A 2797-nucleotide genomic window follows, 5' to 3' on the forward strand; every position below is an offset into this window, starting at 1 on the left:
TAATCAGGGCCAACCGCACAACCTGTCAGCAACAAGGCAAGAGCAATAGGAGCCACTTTAAACTTAGTTAATGGATACATGTTTATTGCTCCTTGTTGAATGAGGTTGGAGTGCCGATGTTTGTAGACTGAGGCGTTGCATCGAGTACAACTACAGCATCTTTAATGGCTTCAGCCACTGTCTTTTTTTCTTCAGTTCGATAGAAGAGCTTGTACAGCGCAGGCATTACAAACAGAGACAACACGGTTGCCGCAGCCAAGCCACCGATAATGGTCGCCGCCATCTGATCAAACAGCAGGTCACTAAGCAACGGGATCATGCCAAGTGCTGTGGTGAGTGCACCCATCGAGATCGCCATAGTACGGTTCACGGTTGCTTCTTTAATTGCGTCTGACAGTGAGCGACCGTCTTTACGTTCAAGCTCGATCTGGTCCATCAACACGATGCCGTTCTTGATGATCATCCCGGTGAGTGTTACTGCACCTATCAATGCCATAAATCCGAACGGTTTATCCAACAGCAACAAGCTGAACGTTGCACCCGTCGCCGCAAGCGGTAGGGTGGTGAAGATGATCACTGGCTGTTTGAAGCCGTTAAACATCGCCACTAGGATGATCACCATCAACAACATCGCTTTAGGTAGCTGTTTAAGAATATCGCTGACCGCTTTATGCTCGTCGTAATATTCGCCACCCCATTCCAAGTGGTAACCGTGTGGAAGGTGAATGGATTCTATTTGTTCTTTAACTGAGTCTCTCACTGCTGCAGGTGTGGTGTAGCGACCAACGCCAGCTTGTGCTGTGATGGTTTTTACTCGGTCGCGACGCCAAATCATGGTCTCTTCGCTTGTAAGCTCAAACCCGTCAATGACTTGACCTAGTGGAACGCTGTGGATGCCCAGTAAAGAACGTACCGGCAAAGTTTCTAGCGATTGAATAGAGCTTTCTGTACCACGCAGTTGAATCGTCACCAGTTCGTCGTTTAAGTTCATACGACCCAGCGGCATGCCTTCTGACGCGCGTTTCATCGCGAATGCAATATCTGCACGGTTAATGCCTGCAAGACGCATCTTGTCTTGGTTGATGACAGGTTCTAGCACTTTGCTCTTTTGACGCCAGTCGTCACGCACGTACTTGGTGTCTGGGTGTCGAGCAAAGATAGCTTTCGCTTGTTCAGATAAGCCGTGCAGTACCTCGATATCTGGGCCTGAAAAACGCGCTTCAACACTGAATTTATCCGAAGTCGCAAGCTTTAAGCTTCTAAAGCGAGGATCGGCGTTTGGAAACTCTTCCATTAACCATTTGTCGCCACGCGCAATCAACGGGCTGAGTGACGGGAAATCGGTCGCGTTAATCAAGATCTGACCGTAAGCAGAGTCAAACGGTTCTGGCTCAATGGTCACTGAGAAACGAGGAGCGCCAGCACCAATGTACGTTGAAATACTCTCGACTTCCGGCTGCTCTAACAACCATTGTTCGATACGCTTCATGTCTTCTGAGGTCTGTTCAACCTTGGCGCCATTTGGCAGCCAGTAATCTAAGAACAGAATGGGTCTGTCGGCTTGTGGAATAAAGTTAACGGCAATATTCGGGATAGCCAATGCAGTGACCAAAATCAGCGGAATGAGTCCCGCAAGTGCTTTGAGTGGGTTATCTACCGTCCAGTTTACGCTCTTACGGTATAAGCTCACTTTGGTATTGTCAGCTTGCTTAGTTGGCTTGATGAAGAACCAACACATCAAAGCTGTAAAGGTCATTGCGACAAACCATGACAACAACAGTGAAGAGGCGATAATTAGGAATACTGAGCTTGCGAACTCAGCGGCATCGGTTTTTGAAAAGATAACAGGGCTCGCACCCATGATAGCGATAACTGTAGCGCCAAAGAGTGGTGTAGCGGTCTCTTTAACAGAATCAATTGCGGCTTTGGTTCGGTCGACGCCTTTATTGATTTTCACAATCATCATATCGGTGATGACAATGGCATTATCAACCAACATACCAAGCGCAAGAATGAACGTACCTAGCGAAACTCGGTGTAAATCGATTGACGCGATGTTCATGTAGATAAGCGTCAGCAAGATAGTCAGCAGTAAGCTTGAGCCGACAATGGTTGCGCTTTTTAGCCCCATGAATATAGACAGGACGATGAATACAATCGCGACACTCTCTAGCAAGTTGCTTACGAAGTTGTCGATCGATTTCTGAACTTCTTCCGGTTGGTTAGCAACTGTCGCGATATCAACACCTAACGGCAGGGTTGCTTGAAAATCGCTGACGATTTGATTGATTTCATCACCAAGTGATACCACGTTGACGCCGGTGACTGGGCTCATCGCTAATGTGACTGCAGGTACGCCGTTGTAGCGGTTCTCCGTCATCATTGGCTCTTGGTAGCCCATTGTGACGTCTGCAATATCGCCTAAGCGGATTAAGCTGGTTCCTAATTCACTCAGGCCGCCTTTGATCATCAGGTTTTTGATGTCGTCTAATGAACCGAACTCACTCGACTGTTGAACTCGGATTCGTTCAGTTCCTGCTGAAAACTTACCGGCATCGAACGCCATGTTTTGAGTATTCAGCTGCGACCAAACTTGTGTGATAGATAGGCCGTATTGCGCCAACCTTTCATCTGGGATGTCGATATGAACAACGCGTGGTTGAACGCCGTGTAATTCGATCTTCTTAATACCATCGACGGTTTTAATTCGACGTTGCAACTCTTCTGCGTAACGTCTTAGCTCAGCAGGCGATGCATCCTTACTGTGGATAGAGAAAAGCATGCCGTAGACTTCAGA

1 protein-coding gene is annotated in these 2797 nt (G+C 47.6%); it reads right to left on the minus strand.

What is annotated here, in order from left to right:
* Positions 1-82: 82 nt before the first annotated feature.
* Positions 83-2797 (minus strand): efflux RND transporter permease subunit (locus tag B2X00_RS02880; protein ID WP_290486036.1); only part of this gene is annotated, 2715 nt, incomplete at its 5' end.

The sequence above is a fragment of the Idiomarina sp. UBA3162 genome, assembly GCF_002364475.1.
Classification (GTDB): domain Bacteria; phylum Pseudomonadota; class Gammaproteobacteria; order Enterobacterales; family Alteromonadaceae; genus Idiomarina.